The sequence below is a fragment of the Paenibacillus sp. GM1FR genome, assembly GCF_002803315.1.
Lineage (GTDB): Bacteria > Bacillota > Bacilli > Paenibacillales > Paenibacillaceae > Paenibacillus > Paenibacillus amylolyticus.
This window is the reverse complement of record NZ_MKZL01000011.1, coordinates 45,785-60,878: the sequence shown is the minus strand read 5'-3', so window position 1 is coordinate 60,878 and position 15,094 is coordinate 45,785. Positions and strand designations below refer to the sequence as shown.

Here is a 15,094-nt window from a genome sequence, read left to right as displayed (position 1 = left end):
ACTCTTAATATCATTTTCACACTTCAAAACTGTTTAGTACAGCACGTCTCATCGTTTCCACAGGAGCGGGAATGCCGAGCCAATGTTCAAAGGCCACTGCGCCCTGGTATACAAACATACCCAGACCACCGTGCACCGTGCATCCTCGCATCCGCGACTCTCGAAGCAGACGGGTCTCCAGCGGATTGTAGATCAGATCACTCACCGCTGCTCCTTCACGGATCAGTGCAGGATCAACTGGTACGTCATCAACATGAGGATGCATTCCGGCAGCCGTTGTGTTAATCACGATATCAGCCGTAGCCAGTACCGTTGCAGCGTCTTCCATGCCACTACCCAAGATTTCTCCCAAGCCATGACCCCGCAAATCCGAAGCAAGTGCAATAGCCCTGTCCGCTGTACGGTTCAGAATGTGGATCCGTTCAGGCTTCTCCAGTGCAAGTGCATATATGACACCTCTCGCTGCTCCACCTGCTCCTAGTACAGCAATACGTTTACCCGCAAGCTCAGGCACAGCCTCTTCCTTCAGCGATCGGACATAACCAATACCATCGGTATTGTACCCTGTCAGTGTTCCACCTTCATTAACGATGGTATTCACCGCACCAATCAGGCGAGCACTTTCATCGATCACATCCAGATACTGCATCACCTGCTCTTTGTGCGGGATGGTGACATTAACACCACGATAGCCCAGTGCCACAATTCCGCGAACTGCCGCTTCCAGTTGTTCCGGATGAACATGCAGTGGCATATACATTCCATTCACTCCTGCAGCCTGCAGAGCCGCATTGTGCATTGCCGGAGACTTGGAGTGAGCAATAGGATCACCCATAACACCAAGCAACACGGGAAGTGAAGAGTTGAATTTGTTCTGCTCAGACATAGGTCCGCCTCCGATCCATCTGATGTACAGCTTCTGAGTTTACTAGATCAAGGATGGGCGGATCTGTACACGAATGCCTTTTGGAGCATGAACAGCAACAAGCGCTCCAATATCGCCATTAACCTTAATCCAGCCCAAGCCAGAGATGAATACATCGGATTGACTGCCACGTTTGATGCGGAATTCATGTCTGGTCCATTCAGCCATCTCTGCTGCATCCTCACGGGTTGGCGGAGACAACAATTCTCCCAGATGGTCGCGGTACAGATCATCTGCACGCTCCAGCTTCGTCCGGTGAATGTCAAGCGCAGTGCTGATAAAACAAGTGAACGACTGGCGATCACCTTCCACAAAGTCAAATCGAGCCATGCCGCCAAAGAACAGCGTCTGACCGGAATTCAACTGATACACAGCCGGTTTAAGCGGTTTTTCCGGCATGATGGCAGCGAGATCCTTACGTGAAACAATCTCGCTGAAACGCCATGGATACACGATTCCAGGCGTATCAATGATATATTTTCCATCATCCAACGGAATGTTCACCATATCCAGCGTTGTTCCCGGATAACGGGATGTGGTCAGTTCCTGCTCTAGATCGCTGTAATCACGGATCAGACGGTTAATCAGTGTGGATTTACCCACATTGGTACCGCCAACCACGTACACGTCACGATCTTCGCGATACGTTCCCACAAGCTCAAGCAGTCGGTCGAAGCCCTGATTTTGCTTTGCACTGCACAAGACTACATCCACGGTACGCAAACCCTGTTCTTTGGCTTGCTTCTGAACCCAGTTGCGAACCTTGTTCCAGTTGGTAACTTTCGGAAGCAAGTCCGTTTTGTTCACAGCAAGCAATACCGGATTGTTGCCTACAAAACGTTGCAGACCGGAGATAATACTTCCATCAAAGTCAAACAAATCAACGATATGGATGACAAGTGCATCCTTATCCCCGATTTTGCTAAGCAGCGCCAGGAATTCGTCCTGATCCACCGTAACGGATGATGACTCATTGTAGTTTTTGATGCGGAAACAGCGCTGGCATATAACCGGTTCACGATCCAATGCCTTCTCGGGGATAAACCCTGGTAATTCCGAATTTTCTGTTTGCAGATGCACGCCGCATCCGCTGCACCTTACGGCAAGATTGCCGTTATGCGGTTCTGTCATTTCTTCTTTTCCTCCTCAAGCCATAAGCCTTTCTTGCGTAAACTCGTTAGAGCAATCCGTTCCACGCGTCGATTGAAGCGGGTCATAAATCCTTCGTCCCCAATGGAGATTGGCAGTACCAGAACGGTATATAACCCCATTCGGTTCCCTCCATAAACGTCCGTAAGCATCTGATCGCCTACTACAATCGTGTTTTCAGGAGATAACTCCATCATTTTCATTGCTCTACGAAACGGTACATTCGATGGTTTGCGTGCACTATGCACAAACTGGATATCCAGCGGGGTCGCAAACAGGGATACACGATTCAAATTGTTATTGGACACAATCATCAGCTTGAAACCTGCCTCTTTCACACGTGCAAACCATTCAATCAGTTCGGGCGTAGCGTCAGGGGCTTTGGCTCCAACGAGTGTGTTATCCAGATCAGTTATAATTCCACGGTAGCCTTGAGCGTACAGCTCTTCCAGATTAATGTCAAAAACCGTGTCTACACGCAGCTTGGGCATTAACATTTTAAACAAAGAAGTCACCTCAGTTTCATACGACACACTATATCACAAATCCGTCTTTCCTGAAAATGCATACAGCGCCTGATGGCATAGGAAAAAAGGAAAAACGGGACGGGCAACAACTATGCCCGTTCCGCTTTCAGTTCCTTCCGCAGCTTCAAGGCGGTCTGATAGACGCCCTTCCAGTCGTCGGCAGTTACGGACGCCGGACTGTAACGAGTCTGTTCAAACTTCGTGAGAAGCTCATGCAATGTTGCTTCTGCAGCAGGTTTTGCCTGGCTCCAGCGGGCTACCGATTCACGAAGTGTCTCGTCTCCGCTCCGGGTCAACCCTTTGCGTTTCACATACTGAATCCAACGCTCGGTCTCTGCCACTACCTTCTGTTCAGGGGTGAGCGGTCCACCTGTCCGTAGACGAAGCAGGAAGAATCGCATGGAGAAACGATTACGCCAGAACATATAGGCTACCCACAATACAATAATGGCTCCTGCAGCCCAGATAACAAAAGTCGGGATGGCAGACGATGTCTGCTCAGGTGCAGGGGTCTGCTCTTCCTCTTGTACCGGCTCCTCTTCTGGCTCTTCTTCTGGCTCATCTACAGGCTGTACATCAGGCTGTTCCGTCAGCAGCGGCATATCAAAGCCCGGCGTTGCTTCAACAGGAATCCATCCATACTCACCAAAATAAACCTCTGCCCAAGAGTGTGCATCTGCATTCGTAACGGTGTAGGTCGTCTCAATCTCCGCGCCAGGTTGACGTGGAGCCTGCATGTCCGAATTCAGGGACAGTTGTCCAGGCGCATAACCTTTAACCCACCTTGCAGGAATGCCCTCCGAGCGCGCCATCATCACCAGCGCAGTCGAGAAGTAATCACAGTAGCCTTCCATAATATCGAACAGGAAACCTTCCACAAAGTCGCCGCTTACTTTTCGAGATAAATCCGGATTGTTCGTGTATTCAAAATTAGTTTGTAAATAGTTTTGCAGTAATGCCACTTTTTCATACGGAGTATTCGCAGATGCCGTTATCTCGGCTGCCAGATTCGACACCCGGTCAGGGAAACGGGATGGTAACTGCAAGTACATATCATCTGCCGGATTACTGTTATACAGATCTTCAAATGACTTTGTACGAAGCTCATCTTCCACAATCACAGGGGCTTCCGATACGATAGTATATGTCTTGGGATACTGTGGTTGCTGACGGTCTGTCACCACATGCAGTTCAGCCTGTTCGGCATTCCACAACATCCGATCCGTTCTGTCTTCACCATTAATCGAGCTAACTTCCGAGATTGAATAAGCACCAAAGAGAATCGGATAGACATTATCATTCAGCATCGTTACGTTCTGAGTCACTTGTTTGGTATTCACATTACCGGATTCTTGGTTCTCGAGAGGCTGTCCGGCTTCAACATTCTCTGTCGCACCCCGTCCACGGTCATCCCAGCCTGTACCTGTATACTCTGCACGTGTCTCACCACGCCAGTAACTGCGCTCATTGGTGGTGACAGACATAACAGGGGTATAGTCGAAGTTGAATCCTCCACCAAGCTGATTGTCTTCCCTGCTGTATCCCGATTCGGTAGCCGCGGGAATATCAAGGTTTCCGTTACCAGCCTGACTTGTGGAAGTTCCGGTATAGTTACGCCACGCCGTATATGGGTCCGTCAAGGTAGGTGGAATCTCCGGCATATTGACGCTGGCTACAATAATCAAAGAAAAGATAATGGCAATATTGGCCAGGACTTTATAAGGATAACGGATGATTCGTTTCCAACCTTGTGGATACTGTAGCTGATAGTTACGGAAATGCTGGCATACGAGCCATCCCATCCCCGCAAACATCACCCAGGCGATTTCAATCCAGAGTGGAATCTGGGTGAAAGAATCGAGAATCCCCATCGAAATGATGTTGACTCCCAGAAAAACAAGAATGCGACGTGTTGTGGTCACGAGTCGAAGCGCAGCTTCAAGCATCACCCATGCACACAGGGAGAACCAGATGTACGGCGTCATGTGTAATATGAATTGCTCCGCTCGGTCCGTTAAAGAGCCATAAGGGATGTATACCGTATAATCAATCAGCGTTTTATGCAAAATGTAACCAACAACGACCGCCTTGATGATCGCCCGATAGATCGTTTTGAAGGGCAGAATGACCTCCAGCACACTGACCGCTGCAAGTGTCCATAACACCAGAGAAGTTGTCTCCGTGTACCACGATTCCTGCGTAAATGAAATCCACTGCATTCCAATCAGGAAAATCCAGAGCAATGACGCTGCATGATACCAGGATCGTTTGCCTGTAATACTTTCATTTCCTTTTGAACTCATACAGTACCTCCCCCCATCACCGTTGGAAGCTCCTGCAAATGAGAAACAGTGAATGACCTCGTGCCTCTACCACGCAACATGGCATTCCACTCGGCACTCCGGCGAGATTCACTGGTATCGATCAGAATATGACATGGAGTCATGCCCCGCGTATCGGCCCAGCGCAACAGTTCCATTATTTTTTCATCCTTCTGGGGAGAAATCACAACAAAGTAAGCTCCCTGAGGCAGTTGACGTGCGATTCTTTCCACGCCGGGCAACAGATGGGTATCCTGACCGTTATATTGAATATCCACCAGATGATGCATCATCTTCTGTCGTTCCATCAGACTTTCACTGGGGGCCATGAAGGATGTCTGGTCTGACAATGTCAACAACCCCATCCCCATTCGTTCCCTGACACCATACTCCAGCAGAGAGGCAGCCGTGGAAACGGCAATTTCGAATGCATCCCCATGTTCATAACTTGATGCCAGCGCATCCAAAACCAGAACGGTTTTGGGCACAGACTCATGTTCAAACTCCTTGGACTTCCAGTTCCCTGTCTTTGCCGTTGCATTCCAGTGAATGCGGGAAAGTCGATCTCCGTATACGTAGTCACGTACACCATTGATCTGAGTGGTCTCTCTCCGTGAACGGGTTAACGCCGTCTGAGGACCGGATAAACGTGATTTGCGGTCGTAAAGCTGCCAATATGGAATAAATACCGTTCTTGGCAGTACGCGAAACTCACCTTTGGCCTTAAACTTTCCTCGATGTTCAATCAGTCCAAATATGTCCTCGCTGGCACATTCCGTTTCTGAAAAAACATACTTCCCCCGCTCAAGTGGCGGCGTCTGAAATGACAGCTCCCCATTACCTCGCATATTGGGAATCAAACTTTCCTTGAACGACCACGATTCTCCGTTATGCCGATGCAGCATTTCACGCACAACAACATAGGGAAGCGGGAGGAATCCCGGAATCGTCAGACTCAGCTGTACTTGAACCTGGTCACCCGCATGCAGCAATTCTTCGTGGTCTGGACCAGAAGATAACCTACGAACTCCCTGAGCACGTCTTACCCCGCTAAATCCAGCAATGGCAAGGTACACACAGAGCAGGGTCACCATCGACAGCAGCATAAGGGATGTCTTCCCGCCCTGAAACAAAACATAAGCCAGACAGCACATCCACACCATTGCGATGCTCCATATGCGTGGGTGGCGTAACCCTCTATTGACTGTTCTCAAAAGCGGCTTCATGAACTATTGCCCCATGGAGACGGGCACGCGTACTTGCTGGAGTACGGCATTCAAAACGGCCTCGGAACTCATACTGTCCAGTCTCGATTCAGGACGAAGCACAATACGATGAGAGATCACATAAGGGGCCATCGTTTTCACATCATCCGGAAGCACATAATCACGTTCCTGCAAGAAAGCAAAGGCTTTTACGGCCATCATGAACGATATGGCTGCCCGTGGGCTGGCACCCAGCAATACAGATGGGTGGGAGCGGGTTTGACGAACAACATCCAGCAAATAGTCCATAACCGGATCACCGATAAAGACCTCTTTAATCTCCTGCTGAATTGCCGAGATCTGGTCCATATGAGTCACGGATTCAAGGCGATCTACAGGCTGACCGAGTTGATGCTGTTTCAATAGGATTTTCTCAATTTCCTTATCGGGATAACCCAGACTTATTTTCAACATAAACCGGTCGAGTTGTGCTTCCGGCAAAGTATACGTACCTTCAAAATCAATCGGATTCTGAGTTGCACAGAGCATGAATGGATGTGGCAGATCATACGTATCGCCATCAACGGTTACGCTGCGCTCCTCCATCACTTCGAGCAGAGCCGATTGGGTTTTTGTTGTGGCCCGGTTAATCTCATCAGCTAGCAAAATGTTGGTCATAACAGGACCTGGCCGGAAATAAAAACGCTCATCCTTCGGATGGAACACAGATACGCCCGTAATATCACTAGGTAAAATATCAGGATTACATTGAATACGCCGGTACTCACCACGCATGGATTTCGATAATGCCTTGATTAACTGCGTTTTGCCAGTTCCCGGTACGTCTTCAATCAGAACGTGCCCGCCTGCAAGCAAAGCTGTAAGTAAAAGTTGAATTTCAAAGGATTTCCCCATAATGCAGGATTCCAGATTAGAACGAACTGCGGATATGATTTGGATCGACTCTTTGCGCACAGGCATGTGGTCTAACCTCCTAAAAAAGCATACAGATTTCCTTTTATTGTACATGATCCAGAGTCACGAGTACACTCGAAGGAACTCACAATTTGTTTCCAGCCCGTCAGATTCACCGCAGTTCACGCATGAATACGACAAAAAAGCCCCGGATAAAAGTTATCCGGAGCCTCTGCTGAATCGCAATATGTTCAAGTAGATTTCTCATTCTATGTTAGCCTTTTGGTCTAACGACCAATGCCGCGAGAAAAGAAAAGATGATCGCTGACGATATTCCCGCAGCAGTCAGATCGAAAATCCCTGTAATCACACCCAGCCATCCCTCTTTTTCCAACTCCGTCAATGCCCCGTGCACCAAGGAATTACCGAAACTTGTGATGGGGATGGTAGCACCCGCACCTGCAAATTTAACCAAGGGGTCATACACGCCAAATGCATCCGCAAGCGCACCTGTCACAACAAGTGTACTCATGGTATGAGCTGGGGTCAGTTTAACCCCATCCATTAGAAGCTGTCCGATAACACAGATTAAACCGCCAACAATAAATGCCCACAAGAACTGCATTACCTTTATCCCTCCTTTTCTATGGCTACGGCATGTGCAATACAAGGAATACTTTCACCCTGCTGGTACGAAATCGGAGATAACAGCGCCCCGGTAGCAACAACGAGCACCCGTTTAAGATCACCCTTCTGCATCCGGTTCAAAATATGACCATAGGTGACGGTGGCAGAACATCCGCAGCCACTTCCCCCGGCAACCACATAAGGCTGTTTCTCCCGATCATAGATCATCAGGCCGCAGTCATTAAAAACTGTCTGTTCCATGGGAATGCCTTCTTTTTGCAAAAGCTCTTTCGTAATTGGCAGACCGACGGAAGCCAGATCCCCGGTCACAATGAGATCATAATAGCCGGGTTCCAATCCCGTATCCCTGAAATGAGAGATTATAGTGTCGGCTGCTGCTGGCGCCATGGCTGAACCCATATTAAAGGGATCTTTGATACCCAAATCCATAATGCGTCCAATGGTGGCTTTGGTAACAACGGGACCATCACCCGTACGGGAGACCACACCACACCCTGCTCCTGTGACGGTATATTGCGCATAAGGCGGCTTTTGGGAGCCATACTCCGTCGGATACCGAAATTGTTTCTCCACCGTACAGTTGTGGCTCACCGTTCCTGCAAGGACATAATCGCCAGCTCCGGAGTCAACAATCATGGACGCTAACGCTAACGTTTCCATGGAAGTAGAACAGGCCCCGAAGACACCCAGGTAAGGCACACCCAGTTTTCGCGCTGAAAAGGAACTGCTGATAATCTGGTTCATCAGATCTCCACCAACAAAAAAGTGAAGCTCTTCCTTGGTGATATTTGCATTTATCAAAGCCAGTTGGGAGGCCTGTTCGAGCAGTTTGCGTTCTCCCTTTTCCCACGTTTTCTCGCCGATCTCGAGGTTGTCGTAGACATAATCGAAATCAGATGACAATGGACCCTCGCCTTCTTCTGGTCCTACAACTGCGGATTTACCGATGATCCGCGGACGATTCTCAAACTGCCATGTCTGGCGACCCAATCGTTTCACAGGTGCCCACCTCCAAATCCCAAAAAGGCGTAAACAATCCCTACGACAAATGCTGCCACGACACCAAACACGATAACGGAACCAGCAAGTTTAAACATGTTGGCCCCTACACCGAGCACCAGTCCTTCAGCCCGATGTTCCAATGCAGCAGAACACATGGAATTGGCAAATCCGGTAACCGGCACAGCCGTTCCCGCTCCTGCCCATTGAGCCATTTTATCGTAAACGCCGAGACACGTTAGAATAACCGATATGAGAATCATGACCGCCACCGTAGGACTGGAAGCTTCCTTCGATGTCATGTCGAAACCGGCCATAAAAGCCTCTTGAATGGCCTGTCCAATCAAACAGACGGTACCCCCAACCAGAAATGCTTTGAGGCAATTTTTCAGGATTGGACGAGGCGGCTCATGTTTTTTTGCGACTTTTTTGTACTCCTTTTCATCCATGGACAGGGACGATGATTTTTTTTCGCTTCCGGATGTAGATTGAGCTGGCAAGTTACAAGACCTCCTCTATGTGAAAATGGTTCAAAGCTACGGCTGAATGCCAATGTGTGTAATCCTATATTCATTGTTTGTTAATAATCGGAAGGTTATGTATCCGGCGACAGACAGCATATGTTTCCAACAAGATTATGTTGTGAAAGCAAGATGGGAATACGCCGGATCTGAGGACTTTTAGATACGTCTATAAATAAAGAAGAACAATCACGAGCAAGATAAAAAGAACGATAAACAGTACTTTTTCCGTGCCTTCTTCTGGAGGCTTCATTGGATATTTAGCTCCTTCCTGTAAACAGACAAACAAATATTGAAATAAAGAACTTCACAAAATGATGACATCTCCTCCATATATTCATATTCATTGAAGTGGCATCAGGACTGCGACTACAGCGGATAGAGTCATGAAACTTGGACACGGTAAGCGCCCAAAATATGCCTTAAATACGTGACATAAACATGGACAATCACTTGCGCAAGGTTCATACTGTAATGTGACCAGTGGTTAAATAACAAGTCCTCAGCATATTAAAGTGCATGTTCAAAAAGATAAAAGACTTTTTGAACTACATCTTAAAAGGACAACAGGCGGGTAGCCGTTCTACTGTGACCTGAAATACATACCAACAGAGGAGTTGTTGACACATGAATGAAAAAACGATGGATATGTTCCGTACGTTGACGGAATTTCCTTCCGCATCCGGTTTTGAACGTGAGCTTCGCGGCTGGATGAAAGATAAGCTTTCCGCTTATACCGATGAGTTCGTCCAGGATCGCCTGGGGAGTCTATTTGGTGTATTACGCGGGGAGGAATCCGGTCCTAAAGTTATGGTAGCCGGACACTTTGACGAAGTAGGTTTCATGACTACTGGCATTACCGAAACAGGTATGATCAAGTTCCGTCCACTGGGTGGATGGTGGAGTCAGGCTGTACTGTCTCAACGATTGGAAATCATCACACCTGATCGTCGGATTACCGGAGTTGTAGGTTCTACACCTGCACACTTGCTGGACGAGTCCCAGCGGAACAAACCTGTGGATCTGAATTCCATGTATCTCGATATTGGAGCAGACAACCGTGCGGAAGCAGAATCCTGGGGCATTCATCCAGGGATGCAGATCGTGCCGATCTGTGAATTTACGCCTATGGCGAACCCGAAAAAAATTATGGCCAAAGCGTGGGATAATCGTTACGGCGTAGGACTTGCACTTGAACTGGTTGAAGCGCTGCACAAGGAAAAACTGCCTAACACGCTTTATGCTGGTGCAACGGTTCAGGAAGAGCTGGGGCTTCGCGGTGCACGTACGGCGGCCAATCTGATTCAGCCTGATATCTTCTTTGCACTGGACTGTAGCGCGGCGAATGATATGACAGGTGACAAACAGTCATTTGGACATATCGGAGAAGGCGCATTGCTTCGTATTTTTGACCCGGGTATGTTCACCCATCGCGGAATGGTGGAATATGTTCAAGATACGGCTTCATCCAATCAGGTTAAAATGCAGTATTTCATCTCACCAGGTGGTACCGATGCAGGTCAAGTTCACCTGAGTGGCATTGGTGTACCATCAATAGTTGTTGGTATCTGCGCACGTTATATCCATACCTCTTCTTCCATCATTCATACGGATGACTACGATGCGGCCAAAGAACTGATCGTGAAACTGGTCAAAGGTCTTGATCGGACAACGATGAATACCATAATTAATAACGCGTAGTAAAGGTTAAACGGAAAGTCCTTAAATAGGATGTACCTGAAAGAGATGTCCCGTCAGACCGGGATGTCTCTTTTTTTGTAATCAACTAGATTAATAGGTCGAACATTATGGAGAATGCCACATAAGATATACGATAATGGAAGATCAATAACCAAACACCAACCAGTGGGGGACCTGTTATGGCAGTGGGAAGGAACGGAAAATCAAATAAAGGTTCTAACAAAAAACCAAACGCTGCTAACACCCTCCTTAATGGAAGCCTCAAAGGGAAAAATCTCGAACTGATTGTAGCGGCGCTATTGGTGAGCGGAAAGTTGAGAGTGGATGCCGTCACGTTGTTTCGTGAGGCTACATTGGTTGTAGAATTGGTTGGTCAATATAAAACACTTCAAAAGGTCACACCCTCCAATTCAGACAAACTGGTACAATTCCTGGATGAAACTGGCGGCGATATGACGCTTAATGATGTTATACAGGCATTTCAGCAGAGGATCAATTCTTAATGGCCAAGAAATGAGGTGGACATCATGTCCGAGTTTGATGGAACCGGGTTTGCCGAACTGTTAATTGTGCTTATTCTTGTTGTTTTATTTGTATTTGGCTCCTCCGATATTGAAAGTTTATCCAGCACTCCAACAGCGACTTGATCTCATAACCCTCTTCTCATGGCTTACAGGTAAAATAAGATAAGAGAAATACCAGTCCTTATGTAGGACTGGTATTTGGTCATTACAGAAATAATGGCGAGAACGCGAACCACGCCAAAATGAGTGTGAGCACAATGCAGACATTCTCTACAACGGCCCCACGCTTGGTCCCTGTACTCATCAGATTCACCCGTATGCGCCACTTGAGCGGTGGTAACGGACGAATACCCCGATTGGTGAGTGAATCGGCCAACAGATGCATCGCATATGCCGTGCCTCCCGCTACCCAGATCTCCGGGCCCTGCTGCTGGGTCGTGCTGTAGAGTAAACCAGCCCATACCGCAGTTCCATATAAGGTATGCGTTAATCCCCTATGAGTTAGCGTGGTGCACAGCATAAGCAGGCTGCCTGCAATCAGATTCCACGGTGCAAATGCGTGACCATAGAAAACCAGTCCGAGTCCAATCGCAAACATCAACACTTTGCGAAGCGAACGCGAAGGCAGGAATGACACAAGCGCAATGAGGATCGCAAGCAACAGGTTCCATGGTTTGGCATGAACATAGAAGTACACAAATACAGCTGTGGGCAACAGAATCGTCTGTAACAACCTGATCAGACTGTTAGGTAAGGCTCTGGATACCAGCAGCGAATTTGGCTCATCAATGTCAGGCAATAACGAACCAATCAGTGCAACCGTAACTGCCGGGGCTGTCACTGGCATACCGGCCAACTGCAGAACAGAAAGCGACACGCCTGTCCCGATAATAAGGTGGGATCTTCCCATCATGATGCAAAAACGTCCTTTCGAAGAAATCGGGAACAATACGGCCCAGTTCCGATTTTACAACGAAAACAAAATAAGAACAATAGTTCGCATTTCTTATTTGTATGAAAATAAATATAACTTTCTGTGATGGGGCTCACACTATTATATTTATGACTCTTCTATCCTTATTAGTGAATTAAATCACATAAACTGTCGTCAACTACTTGTATAATTTCAAATATAAACCACTAAAATTGTTGGTAATGTACAGCGTCTATCCAAGGAGGCATACACACATGAACGGAAAAAAAGAGAAACTCGTTATCATAGGTAACGGAATGGCAGGAATTAGTACCGTTGAGCAAATTTTAAAATTAACTACGCGATTTGATATTACCGTTTTTGGCACAGAGCCCTATCCTAACTACAACCGCATTATGTTGTCTTATGTACTGGAAGGAAGCAAAACACTGGACGATATCGTGCTGAACGACCTTCACTGGTATGAAGATTACGGCATTACGCTGCACACAGGCACAACGGTTACACGAATCGATGCCGAGACACACGAAGTTGTGACTGAAGATGGAACTCGCGTTCCTTATGACAAAATCATCATTGCAACAGGCTCCAACTCCTTCATTCTCCCCGTACCGGGACATGACAAAGAGGGTGTTGTTGGTTTTCGCGATATCGCCGATTGTAATGTCATGTTGGATGCTGCTAAGCAGTATAAACGAGCGGCCGTTATCGGGGGCGGACTGCTAGGCCTTGAAGCTGCCAAAGGATTGGTACAACTTGGCATGGAAGTTACTGTAGTGCATCTGATGGAAGATCTGATGGAGCGTCAGCTTGATCCACAAGCTTCAGCCATGTTGAAGGCAGAACTCGAACGTCAGGGTATCCGGTTCAAGATGGGTGCGCAGACTTCCGAACTGCTGGGCGGCGAACGCGTTGAAGGGATACGTTTTGCAGATGATACGGTTCTGAATGTTGATTTTGTGGTCATGGCTGTAGGCATTAAACCCAATACGGCTGTAGCCCGCGAAAGCGGTATGGAAGTGAACCGGGGTATTGTCGTGAATGACTATATGCAGACTTCCCTAGAGAATGTGTATTCGGTCGGGGAATGTACAGAGCACCGCGGGGTATGTTACGGCCTCGTTGCCCCATTGTTCGAGCAAGGTATGATTCTGGCGAAACATATCTGCGGTGTGGAGACCGCTCCTTATGAAGGTTCAGTTGTATCCACGAAATTGAAAATTTCGGGTGTGGACGTGTTTTCAACCGGTGAATTCATCGACAGTCCAGAGCACACCGTCATTTCGCACAAAGATGACTGGAAACGGACCTACAAAAAAATTCTGCTTCGTGATAATAAAATGGTCGGCGCTGTTCTCTTCGGTGACATTACGGATTCTGCCGAGTTGCAGAAACTGATTAAAAATCAAACCGAAATGACCGAGGAATTGTACGGTTCACTCATGGGTACAGGCTGCGGCGGTCATAAAAAAGCAACCTCTGTTGAAACGATGCCCGAGGACGAAATCGTCTGTGGATGTAACGGGGTAACCAAAGGAGCCATTGTTGATGTAATAACAAACCAAGGCCTTACCACTGTTGATGAAATCAAAGCCTGTACCGGTGCAACACGCTCTTGCGGTGGGTGTAAACCGGTTGTGGAACAGATTCTGCAATATGTACTTGGAGACAGTTTCAGTACTGGAGCCAAACAGGGCATCTGCGGATGTACTTCCATGGGTCGAGATGAAATCGTAGCCGAGATTCGTGCAAAAGGATTACAAACGACCAAAGAGGTCATGAATGTACTGGGTTGGAGTCAGCCAGAAGGTTGTTCCAAATGTCGTCCGGCGATCAACTATTACCTTGGCATGATTGCACCAGACACACACGAAGATGAGAAAGAATCCCGTTTTGTTAACGAACGGATGAACGCGAATATTCAAAAAGATGGAACGTATACGGTTGTACCTCGGATGTATGGCGGGGTAACTACACCGGCAGACCTTAAACGCATCGCTGACGTTTCGGTCAAATATGATGTGAAAGCAGTCAAAGTGACTGGCGGTCAGCGTCTCGACTTGATTGGTGTCAAAAAAGAAGATCTGACTAAAGTCTGGGCAGAACTGGATATGCCTTCAGGTTATGCATACGCCAAATCGCTGCGTACAGTCAAAACATGTGTCGGCTCCCAATTCTGCCGATTCGGTACACAGGATTCCATGGCCATGGGTGCTCGCATCGAACGTAAATTCGAACGTCTGGATCTGCCAGCCAAGTTTAAATATGCCGTCAACGGTTGTCCGCGGAACTGTGCAGAGGCATGTACCAAAGATATCGGTATCGTAGGTAACGACGGCGGCTGGGAAATCTTCATCGGTGGTAACGGTGGTATTAAAGCTAGACTGGCTGATTCCTTATGCAAAGTGAAAACGGATGAAGAGTTGATCGAACTGTGCGGCGCCATCATGCAATATTACCGCGAGACAGGTAACTATCTGGAACGGACGTCCGAGTGGGTGGAACGCATGGGTCTGGAGCGTATTCGTTCGGTTGTTGTGGATAACCTTGAGGAACGTAAAGCGTTGATGCAGCGGATTGAATTTGCACTTGAGCATGTTGAAGAACCTTGGCAAAAAGCGATTCGCAATGAAGAAGGCCAAAGCAAAATGTTCCATGGAATCGAAGTATCGGCTCGTCCATAAGCAAGCTTGCAGGATTAATACTGGAGAATGTTAAATAGATA

General features: G+C 47.7%; 13 protein-coding genes. 3 read left to right on the top strand and 10 right to left on the bottom strand.

Features of this window, described 5'->3' with window-relative positions:
* Positions 1-16: 16 nt before the first annotated feature.
* The 9 genes from aroE to spoVAC all read right to left on the bottom strand — a co-directional run bounded on the left by aroE (position 17) and on the right by spoVAC (position 9,189).
* Positions 17-886 (bottom strand): shikimate dehydrogenase, encoded by an 870-nt coding sequence (gene aroE, locus PAEAM_RS06230; RefSeq protein WP_100527010.1) that lies wholly within the window; start codon positions 884-886, stop codon positions 17-19.
* A gap of 42 nt (positions 887-928) precedes the next feature.
* Positions 929-2,056: a ribosome biogenesis GTPase YqeH gene (gene yqeH, locus PAEAM_RS06225; RefSeq protein ID WP_017687184.1), complete on the bottom strand. Its 1,128-nt coding sequence runs from the start codon at positions 2,054-2,056 to the stop codon at positions 929-931.
* Positions 2,053-2,580 (bottom strand): YqeG family HAD IIIA-type phosphatase, encoded by a 528-nt coding sequence (locus PAEAM_RS06220; protein WP_100527009.1) that lies wholly within the window; start codon positions 2,578-2,580, stop codon positions 2,053-2,055. Before PAEAM_RS06220 ends, yqeH begins: the two co-directional genes overlap by 4 nt.
* Before the next feature lie 110 nt (positions 2,581-2,690).
* Positions 2,691-4,904: a DUF4129 domain-containing transglutaminase family protein gene (locus tag PAEAM_RS06215; RefSeq protein WP_100527008.1), complete on the bottom strand. Its 2,214-nt coding sequence runs from the start codon at positions 4,902-4,904 to the stop codon at positions 2,691-2,693.
* On the bottom strand, positions 4,901-6,085 hold the full coding sequence (locus PAEAM_RS06210; RefSeq protein WP_243391315.1) for a DUF58 domain-containing protein: 1,185 nt from the start codon (positions 6,083-6,085) through the stop codon (positions 4,901-4,903). The genes PAEAM_RS06215 and PAEAM_RS06210 overlap by 4 nt, the downstream gene beginning before the upstream one ends.
* A 66-nt stretch (positions 6,086-6,151) precedes the next feature.
* Positions 6,152-7,108 (bottom strand): AAA family ATPase, encoded by a 957-nt coding sequence (locus tag PAEAM_RS06205; protein WP_036615157.1) that lies wholly within the window; start codon positions 7,106-7,108, stop codon positions 6,152-6,154.
* Between the two features lie 208 nt (positions 7,109-7,316).
* A complete protein-coding gene (gene spoVAE, locus PAEAM_RS06200; protein ID WP_036615159.1) occupies positions 7,317-7,667 on the bottom strand; it encodes a stage V sporulation protein AE in 351 nt (116 codons plus the stop codon).
* 5 nt (positions 7,668-7,672) lie between these two features.
* On the bottom strand, positions 7,673-8,689 hold the full coding sequence (spoVAD, locus tag PAEAM_RS06195) for a stage V sporulation protein AD (protein WP_100527007.1): 1,017 nt from the start codon (positions 8,687-8,689) through the stop codon (positions 7,673-7,675).
* The gene (gene spoVAC / locus PAEAM_RS06190) at positions 8,686-9,189 is read right to left on the bottom strand and encodes a stage V sporulation protein AC (protein WP_370739100.1); all 504 of its coding nucleotides are present in this window, start codon (positions 9,187-9,189) and stop codon (positions 8,686-8,688) included. The genes spoVAD and spoVAC overlap by 4 nt, the downstream gene beginning before the upstream one ends.
* A 648-nt stretch (positions 9,190-9,837) precedes the next feature.
* On the opposite strand from spoVAC, the gene PAEAM_RS06185 reads away from it, so the two are divergent.
* Positions 9,838-10,911 carry a M42 family metallopeptidase gene (locus PAEAM_RS06185; protein ID WP_100527006.1) on the top strand — a complete coding sequence of 358 codons (1,074 nt, stop codon included), beginning with the start codon at positions 9,838-9,840 and terminating at the stop codon, positions 10,909-10,911.
* 179 nt (positions 10,912-11,090) lie between these two features.
* Positions 11,091-11,414, top strand: coding sequence for a hypothetical protein (locus PAEAM_RS06180; RefSeq protein ID WP_074095924.1), 324 nt, complete (start codon positions 11,091-11,093; stop codon positions 11,412-11,414).
* A gap of 226 nt (positions 11,415-11,640) precedes the next feature.
* Here the strand turns inward: PAEAM_RS06180 and PAEAM_RS06175 are convergent, their stop codons facing one another.
* On the bottom strand, positions 11,641-12,348 hold the full coding sequence (locus PAEAM_RS06175) for a metal-dependent hydrolase (RefSeq protein WP_100527005.1): 708 nt from the start codon (positions 12,346-12,348) through the stop codon (positions 11,641-11,643).
* Positions 12,349-12,623: 275 nt separating this feature from the next.
* Between PAEAM_RS06175 and nirB the strand changes: the two genes are divergently transcribed.
* The gene (gene nirB, locus PAEAM_RS06170; RefSeq protein WP_100527004.1) at positions 12,624-15,053 is read left to right on the top strand and encodes a nitrite reductase large subunit NirB; all 2,430 of its coding nucleotides are present in this window, start codon (positions 12,624-12,626) and stop codon (positions 15,051-15,053) included.
* Positions 15,054-15,094 lie beyond the last annotated feature (41 nt).

Excerpts from the sequence above, each read along its gene's own strand:
- aroE (WP_100527010.1), bottom strand. The coding sequence starts at position 886 with ATGTCTGAGCAGAACAAATTCAACTCTTCACTTCCCGTGTTGCTTGGT.
- yqeH (WP_017687184.1), bottom strand. The coding sequence starts at position 2,056 with ATGACAGAACCGCATAACGGCAATCTTGCCGTAAGGTGCAGCGGATGC.
- PAEAM_RS06215 (WP_100527008.1), bottom strand. The coding sequence starts at position 4,904 with ATGAGTTCAAAAGGAAATGAAAGTATTACAGGCAAACGATCCTGGTAT.
- PAEAM_RS06210 (WP_243391315.1), bottom strand. The coding sequence starts at position 6,085 with ATGGTGTGGATGTGCTGTCTGGCTTATGTTTTGTTTCAGGGCGGGAAG.
- PAEAM_RS06205 (WP_036615157.1), bottom strand. The coding sequence starts at position 7,108 with ATGCCTGTGCGCAAAGAGTCGATCCAAATCATATCCGCAGTTCGTTCT.
- spoVAE (WP_036615159.1), bottom strand. The coding sequence starts at position 7,667 with ATGCAGTTCTTGTGGGCATTTATTGTTGGCGGTTTAATCTGTGTTATC.
- PAEAM_RS06185 (WP_100527006.1), top strand. The coding sequence starts at position 9,838 with ATGAATGAAAAAACGATGGATATGTTCCGTACGTTGACGGAATTTCCT.
- PAEAM_RS06180 (WP_074095924.1), top strand. The coding sequence starts at position 11,091 with ATGGCAGTGGGAAGGAACGGAAAATCAAATAAAGGTTCTAACAAAAAA.
- PAEAM_RS06175 (WP_100527005.1), bottom strand. The coding sequence starts at position 12,348 with ATGATGGGAAGATCCCACCTTATTATCGGGACAGGCGTGTCGCTTTCT.
- nirB (WP_100527004.1), top strand. The coding sequence starts at position 12,624 with ATGAACGGAAAAAAAGAGAAACTCGTTATCATAGGTAACGGAATGGCA.